Origin of the sequence: Microcystis sp. LEGE 08355, assembly GCF_015207185.1 — a bacterium.
Classification (GTDB): Bacteria; Cyanobacteriota; Cyanobacteriia; order Cyanobacteriales; family Microcystaceae; genus Microcystis; species Microcystis panniformis.
On sequence record NZ_JADEXI010000174.1, the window covers coordinates 1 to 8,154 of the forward strand.

The 8,154-nt window shown below is 43.7% G+C and carries 5 protein-coding genes and 1 pseudogene; 3 read left to right on the forward strand and 3 right to left on the reverse strand.

The features are described 5' to 3' along the window. Positions 1 to 817, forward strand: an 817-nt coding sequence (locus tag IQ242_RS10855; RefSeq protein WP_193959979.1) for an N-acetylmuramoyl-L-alanine amidase, incomplete at its 5' end; no start/stop codon positions are given. Positions 818 to 914: 97 nt separating this feature from the next. After that, complete coding sequence (gene murI, locus IQ242_RS10860; RefSeq protein WP_193959980.1) at positions 915 to 1,766, forward strand: glutamate racemase; 852 nt, start codon at positions 915 to 917, stop codon at positions 1,764 to 1,766. Positions 1,767 to 1,776: 10 nt separating this feature from the next. Here murI and IQ242_RS10865 read toward each other — a convergent pair whose 3' ends face one another. Then, positions 1,777 to 3,036, reverse strand: coding sequence for an RNA-guided endonuclease TnpB family protein (locus IQ242_RS10865; protein WP_193959981.1), 1,260 nt, complete (start codon positions 3,034 to 3,036; stop codon positions 1,777 to 1,779). A gap of 168 nt (positions 3,037 to 3,204) precedes the next feature. Between IQ242_RS10865 and IQ242_RS10870 the strand changes: the two are divergent. Next, positions 3,205 to 3,411, forward strand: a pseudogene (locus tag IQ242_RS10870) (transposase); the annotation flags it as partial. A gap of 235 nt (positions 3,412 to 3,646) precedes the next feature. Here the strand turns inward: IQ242_RS10870 and pta are convergent. Together pta and IQ242_RS10880 are read right to left on the reverse strand one after the other, a co-directional pair. Then, the gene (gene pta, locus IQ242_RS10875; RefSeq protein WP_193959982.1) at positions 3,647 to 5,743 is read right to left on the reverse strand and encodes a phosphate acetyltransferase; all 2,097 of its coding nucleotides are present in this window, start codon (positions 5,741 to 5,743) and stop codon (positions 3,647 to 3,649) included. Positions 5,744 to 6,206: 463 nt separating this feature from the next. Then, complete coding sequence (locus tag IQ242_RS10880; protein ID WP_193959983.1) at positions 6,207 to 8,003, reverse strand: N-acetylmuramoyl-L-alanine amidase; 1,797 nt, start codon at positions 8,001 to 8,003, stop codon at positions 6,207 to 6,209. Positions 8,004 to 8,154: the final 151 nt, after the last annotated feature.

Here is an 8,154-nt window from a genome sequence, read left to right on the forward strand (position 1 = left end):
CTATAGTCCCATCTATCAACTGCGGGTACGTCAGGAAAGCGCCAATAAGGTGCTGATTTTGGTACAGACCGCAGCAGGGTTTCAACTGGGACAATTAACTCAATCGGACAGTCAAACCCTAGCCCTAGAATTGCTCTCCTCCCGCAATTCTGTCCCCGTTTCTCAGGTTCCTGACTCCACCACTATTCCCGTCCCTTTGCCCCCCAATATGGGGCAATTTAACCCACCTCCGCGCCCCTCTAACCCCACTCCTAATAATCCTCGACAACGCAATGGCCGCTTTTTAGTGGTGATCGATCCGGGCCACGGTGGTAAGGATCCGGGCGCGATCGGAATTGGTGGCCTTCAGGAAAAAAACGTGATTCTGCCCATTTCCCTAGAAGTTACCCGCATCCTGCAACAACAGGGCATCGATGTGCGTCTAACTAGAGATAGCGACTTTTTCGTCACCCTGCAAGGCCGCACAGATTTGGCTAACCAGATCGATGCCGATCTATTTGTCAGTATCCACGCTAACTCTATGGGGAAAGCACGACCAGATGTCAACGGCATAGAGGTGTATTACTTTGGTGATCGCCGTTTGTCGGACACCATCCATCGCAATATTGTCCGCAGTGTCGATATGCGCGATCGGGGGGTGCGTCGGGCCCGTTTCTATGTGCTGAGAACCTCCAGAATGCCCTCTACCCTCGTGGAAGTGGGTTACGTTACCGGTGCTCAGGATGCTCCTAAATTAGCCAATGCCAACTTTCAACGACAAATGGCGGCAGCGATCGCTGGGGGGATTATTGAATATATTCAACGAAATCTCCGTTAATGATTAAATCATTGGAGCATTAGTTTACCAATCAAAAAATTCGTGTTTTAATATCATCAAATAAAGCTATTTTAGATCAGCGTTTTCCTCGATATCTATGAGAGAATCACAACTTAGTCCGATTGGTGTGTTTGATAGTGGTGTGGGTGGACTGACCGTTTTAAGGGAGTTGTATAAACAGCTGCCCCAAGAATCGATTCTCTATTTCGCCGATACCGCTAGACTTCCCTACGGAACCCGTTCTAAAGGGGAAATTATCGAATTTGTCCAGGAAATTCTCACTTGGATGGGCGAGCGCCGGGTGAAAATGGTGATTATGGCCTGTAATACCAGTTCCGCCTTGGCTTTAGAAGAAGTGCGGGCCGAATTTAAAGATTTACCGATTTTGGGGGTAATTTTACCCGGGGCAAAAACTGCCGTTCAAAAAGGAAAGCGCATTGGTGTGATTTCTACCCCGGCTACGGCTAAAAGTAATGCCTATAAACAAGCGATTCAAGAAATCGATCCTACTGCCCAAGTTTGGCAAATTCCCTGTCCTGAATTTGTCCCTTTGATCGAGGCTAACCGCATTTTTGACCCCTACACCACGCAGGTGGCTAGGGAATATCTTCAGCCTTTACTAGCAGAAAATATTGATACTCTGGTCTATGGTTGTACCCATTATCGCCATCTTTCCCCGGTTTTACGTCGTCTTTTACCTAGTTCCGTGCGGTTGGTAGATCCCGCCGCTTCCGTTGTCCGAGCGGCGGAAAAAGAACTAGAATTATTAGGTCTAAAAAATCCCGAAACACCCCTACCTACTAACTTCGCAGTTAGCGGTGATCCTGACACTTTTGCTCGTTTATCTCGTCAATGGCTCGGTTTTTCTCCCAGGGTAGAAAAGGTTTATCTGCAATGTCGGGTGAAGACCCTCGGTTTTACCGATGGGATGAAACAAAGGCCAGTTTGACTCTCCCCCGCTAACCGCTCGCGCGGTGTAGCGGGGGATTCTCGGTTCTTAGGCTTTTAACTAGATCGACCTGGTTTAACCGGACGACCCCCGTCAGACCGCCTCCGCAAGCGTTTTCTAACACGGTCAGCCCGACCGCGTTTTTTCCTCGGTTCTCGATTACCTTCGCTGATGCCGTATCTCTTGGTTCAATGTGGCCGCAAGAATCACACCGGTGGACTCTTTCCGATAACGACTTTTTGCCGGTAATCGCACCACAATTCGGACAATCCTGGGAAGTTCCGTTTTTATCGACCTTAAGATAATATTTTCCCCGTTTCCAAACAACAAACGGTAGTATCTCATTAATAAAACTACCGATGCCCGAATCTAGAGATTGTTTTCTAACGATCCCTCTAGACCAGGAAACGAAGTTAATATCTTCAACAAAGATATTATCAGCAAAATCACAAAGGTAATGAGCTAGTTTAAAGTGCCAATCTCTACGGGGATTAGACACTTTTTCGTGTAATCTTGCTATCTTCTCCTGAAGTTTTAACCAATTGCTAGAGCCTTTAGTTTTCCGTTTCAAGCGTCTTTGTAGCAATTTAAGCTTACTCTGTACTTTCAACAAAAATCGAGGGGCTTTGATTAAATCTCCCCGTGAAGTAGCAACAAAACTCTCAATCCCCGCGTCAATTCCTAAACAGGTTTTCCCCACTGTCATATCGGGAACTAATTCCGGAGATTGGAAGGAAACCGAAACGTAAAATCCCGACGCTTTTTGGATAATTCGAGCTTGTTTAGGCTCGAACCCAGACGGGTATTCTCTAGATTGCCTGATTCTAATTTTTCCCAATTGTGGAAAATTTAAGTATTCGTCACCTAGAAAGCTTTTTGACAGCGCAGGAAAAACAAAACTCCGCATCTTTTTCTTAAATCTAGGAAAGCCGAAGCCTTTCGATTTCATCTGGTTAAACGCCTTATCTAAAGTTTTTAAGACTTGCTGTAAAACTTGAGCGTTAACCGTCTTTAATATCGGGTAAACTTTTTTAGCTTCCGTTAGATTTTTAGCTTGAACGAAGTAATTAGGATAGGGTTCATCCGCAGGAATTATGTACTCGGAAACTAGCGAACAGTGATCCGCAAGACACTTTCGAGAGTTTAACCAATCTTTCCGTTCTGAAAGAGCGTAATTATAAACGCTTTTGCAAACATCAAGAATGTGGATTATCTCCTGTTCCTGTTGTCTGTTTACCTTTAGTTTGTACTGGTAGGTAAGCGTTATCACTGTCTTTCGTGAGCGTGATGTATAGTTAAATTATAACACTTACTGCCTAGGATATCAACTATAGCGGTTCTCACACCTGTGTGGCACAGTTTAACCTTTGCTAATTAAGCTTTTCACCATCGATAATGTATCTCTTGCGAACAGGAAACGCTATAATTACAATCATGGACCCAACTAATCGCTAACCTTAAAACAGTTAGTAGTCGCTTAATTAGACAAGAATTTCCGTATTTGGCGGCCGAGTATTTCGACAACAAACCCTATTTTTGGACGGGAGCTTATTTCGTGGCTAGTTGTGGCGACGTTACTGTCGAACAACTAAAAAAATACGTCGAGAACCAAAACTCCCCGAAAGTGGAAACGCTACCGCGTTAGTTTTATTCTGGTCGCGATTCATCTCGCTCCATTGAGATAGTTTTGATTCCCGCTCTGGCCCGGTCGGGAGGAAATAATACCAATTCTCCAAAGTCTGACTACAGAAGTTTAATCCCCCTAAATCCCCCTTAAAAAGGGTGACTTAAATTCGATGTGTAGTTTTCATTTAGAGAAATGGTATAAGCATATTCCAGAAAAAGGGTTTTTTTGAGAAACCCGTTTTCTAACTGATAACTCAAAAAGATTGGGATTGAATGGCTGTGATTACCACCGTATTGATAATATCGGGAACGGTACAACCGCGACTGAGATCATTGACGGGTTTTTTTAATCCCTGTAGGATTGGACCAATCGCTAAAGCTTTTGTTTCCCGCTGTACGGCTTTATAAGTATTATTCCCTGTATTCAGGTCAGGAAAAATAAACACCGTTGCTTGGCCCGCCACCTCTGACCCCGGCATTTTTTGGGCGGCTACTTCCCTATCTACCGCCGCATCGTACTGAATTGGGCCTTCTAGCTTCCAATCGGGGCGTTTTTCCCTAGCGATTTTGGTCGCTTGTCGTACTTTTTCCACGTCTTCTCCCTGGCCCGATTGACCCGAAGAATAGGAAAGCAGGGCGATTCGCGGTTCAATTCCGAATTTTTGGGCGGTTTCGGCAGAAGATAGAGCAATTTCGGCTAATTCCTCGGCACTGGGGTCGGGATTGACCGCACAATCCCCATAGACCAAGACCCGATCCTCTAGACACATAAAAAAGACCGAGGAGACGATCGCACAATCGGGCTTAGTTTTGATAATCTGGAGTGCAGGCCTAATCGTGTGTTGAGTGGTATGCACTGCCCCCGATACCATACCATCAGCATCGCCCTGATACACCATTAAAGTGCCAAAATAGGAGACATCCTGTGCATAATCCCGGGCCATATCGAGATTCATTCCCTTGGCTTTTCTCGCTTCGTAGAGGGTCTGCACATAGCTTTCAAAATGGGGACTAGCCACGGGGTCAATAATTTGCAGGCGATCGAGATCGAGAGTGATACCATGTTTTTTAATCACCATTGCGATCTCGTCCGGTTGTCCCAAGAGGGTTAAATCGACGATATCCTGTTCGATTAACACTGTGGCCGCCTGGAGGATGCGCGGTTCAGTCCCTTCGGCCAAAACGATGTGACGTTTTTGCGCTTTGGCCTGTTGTACGAGATTATAGGTGAACATCTTCGGGGTAATCCCCTGGGTCCGCAAAGTGCGAATTTGCGCTTCTAGGCGATCGAGATTGATGTTACTGTGAAAAAGCTGCAGACTGAGGTTAATTTTATCGTAGTCCGTCGAGGTTAGGGTGGTCCGCACTTGGTGGATGCGTTCGGCCGTGGTGTAGGTATCGGTGGTGACGGAGAGAATCGGTAAGGGATCGGGCAAACCTTCAATTAAACGGGCGATCGAAGGATTGAGGTTATGACCTGCTGTTAAGACTATACCGGCTAATTGGGGATAATTGGCCGATTGGTGGGCCTGTAACATCCCGATAATCACATCGCCGCGATCCCAAGGAGTGATAATTAAACTATCTTCTTTTAGCCGTTCTAGGGCATTTTGCATCTGCATGGCCACCACCAGAAAGTTACTAGCTAAACTATCTAATCTGTGCTGTCCGTAGAGAACTTTTGCCTGTAATTGTTGGGCGATTTCTGCCACTCGCGGGCTGCTAAGTTTGGCATTGTGGGGAATCACTCCTAGGGCATATTCTTGGGGGGGAAAAATTTTAGTCAGGCTTTTCCGTAATTCCTCGGTTTTTTCCTCTTCAGCTTGATTGATAATAATTCCGATCACCGTACAACCTTTATCTTGGTAGGTATCGCAGGAAATCAGGATCGGACTAAGGGCATCTTCGACACTGCGCTGGTAGGCATTACCTAATATTAAGATGGGATGGCCGAGATTTTTGGCGATTTCTGTATTTATTTCAAATTCAAAGGCGGAATTTTCTTGCAGATAATCGGAACCTTCACAGAGGATAAAATCATATTTTTTCTCTAAGTTTTTAAACTTTTTGATAATTTTTTCGATGATTTCATCAAATTTTTGTTGTACCAATAACTCCTTCACTTCGTCGTAACATAAACCGAAGGCCTCTTCGTAGGTTTGTTCTAATTTAAAATAATTGAGGATTAAGTCAATGTCTTCGTCCCGATGACCTTGGGAACAGTCGAGAACAATTGGCTGGAAAAAAGCAACTTTATTAGTTTTGCGGAGAATTAAGTCAATAATTCCTAAAGCTACTAACGCTTTACCGCTTCCCGTTGCCGTCGTGCTGATATATAAAGAGTTAGTCATGGGTAGAGGAGAATAATAACAGGAGTGGGATTTAATTGGGCTACCCCAACCTTGAGGTGAGCGATTGATCCCCCCTTAATCCACCCTTGATCCCCCCTTAATAAGGTGGTTTTGATCCCCCCTTAATCCCCCCTTAATAAGGGGGGCAGCGATCAAGTTGTCTATAAGGGTGTGAACTGTTGGCAAATTTTCAGTAAACTATCTTTATTTGTTGGCTAATCCAGAGATTTTTGTCCCAGAGCGATCGCTGTTTAAATATCTACTAGAGAGTGATCGACTATACCTTGTAATCTAGCAGTTATTTTGTCCGATGGCTGTTCACTGGTAACATTTTTTCCATGAACTTGATTTAATTTCCTCAGACTAAAATAAAGACTCCAGAAAATCCTATCACTGGCTTTCCAGCTAGGGCTTGATTTTTCACAAAGATTTAAGCTTATCTCCCTCGGATTGCCATTAAATTTTAACTGGAAGCAATTACCCCAGATTGTTGAAACCATTGGCTAATTCCGGCGGCTAAAACTTGCGCTAATTGTTTTTGTGCCTGAGTATCGGTAATCCATTCAAATTCTTGAGGATTACTCATAAATCCTAACTCTAATAACAAAGAAGGACTACTATAGGGACGAGTTAAAGCTAAATTATTCCAAAATACTCCATAGGAAGGACGACTAAGATTTTTGGTTAAATAATCGTGGAGAAAAACTGATAAATCCGCTGCTTGGGGATGATACCAAAATATGCCAATTCCTTGGGTATTTAAGGCATCTCCATCATCAGGTAAAGCATTATAGTGAACCGATATTGCTAGGGTTGGTTGTAGATTATTAATCATCTCTACTCGTGCTGGTAGGGATAGTTCGATGTCCGTTTCTCTGGTTAAATAAACTGTTGCCCCGAATTTTTCTAACTCCCGTTTAATTAATTTAGACATAAGCAAATTAATCTCTTTTTCTGTGTAACCCGTCGGACCGACAGCACCAGTTTCTTTACCTCCGTGTCCGGGATCTAATAAAATAACTTTGCCCTGTAAATTATCACTTTTTTCCGGGGGATGACGCAGGGTTAAGATTAAATTTGTCCCCTGGTAACGAAGACTATAACCCCACTGTTGTTTTTGGTTAAGATTAAAAGTGTATTCTATCGTAGTCGGGTTGATTTGTCGCCAATCTAAACGTCTGACCAAAGGATTATCCACTAGAAAAATTGTATCGGTTTGGGCAATGGTATTATAAAGGGTCAAAATAAATTTATCATCCTCTTGTGCCACGGCGATGGGTACAGGATGGGAGAGGGGGAACATAATTTCCGTTGCTTGATTGATACTTCGAGAAGAGAGACCGCGAATATTAGCATTATCTAAGACCTCATTGACTATTAAACGGGTTTCTCGCTCTAAAATCCAACCACCATAATCTAACCGTAACCAATCCCCTTCTTTCCCAGTGACTCTCGCTTTCGTGCCTTGGGGTAAAGGAGTTAAACGGGAATAATCACTACCCGGCCCCGTGCGCGCTACCCCTTCCGCAACTATAATTTCAATCACCGGTAAATTTTGATCGCTAATAATGTTAATTTCTCCTTGACTTTGTTGACTAATCGATCGATTATTTAATTGTGCTGTAAAAATAGGTTTTCCTAAGTTAGCCTCTTGTTGAAACTGTTGACAACCTCGATAGTAACCAGTTTTATCCTCGGAATTCGCTTGATTAAGATTAGTTAAAACTGCGGCATTACTAGGCAGTTTTGTGGTTTGAGGTTGGGGTAAAAGAGGCAGTATTTTATCTCCTAACTGCACAGAAACCTGAGCTTGGGGAGTGGCAATCGCACTAAAACAAATCCATTCCCCCACTAACCTTGTCCTGTGGACAGAAGGACTGAGAGAGTTATCAGCAAAAGCTAATTCTTGGGGAATAACTGCTTGAGTATCTCGACGAATTATTTGGCGATTAATAGTTTGATTTTGATAGCGAATAGTGAAATTATTTTCGCCAACTTCTAGGGGAAAACTAGGGGCAAAATATCCTTTAGCACTGCGTTGAATCGGTTGATTATTGAGCAAAACTTGACCCGATGGAGGAGCAGAACCAATAAAAAAGATTCTGGCGGCCGTGGTTTGATGATTATCGGGAGGATAAACAATCATCAATGAGGTAGATTTGGCGCTGATACTCTGATAAAAACCGATTAATAGCACTAAACCTAAACCGATTAAGATATTTTGCCCAAAAGTTCTCACCTTTAACCAGAATCGCCCCATATTATCCCCCTCTTAGCTGACAAATATTATCCTAAAACAAATTCTGGAGGTTTGTTGTTCGTCTTCTAAGCTGTACTGTATTTAAACTGCCTGTGGAAAATAGTCGTACAAATGCTCTGGCTCCCACTTCCCCACCACCCCACTTCCCCAC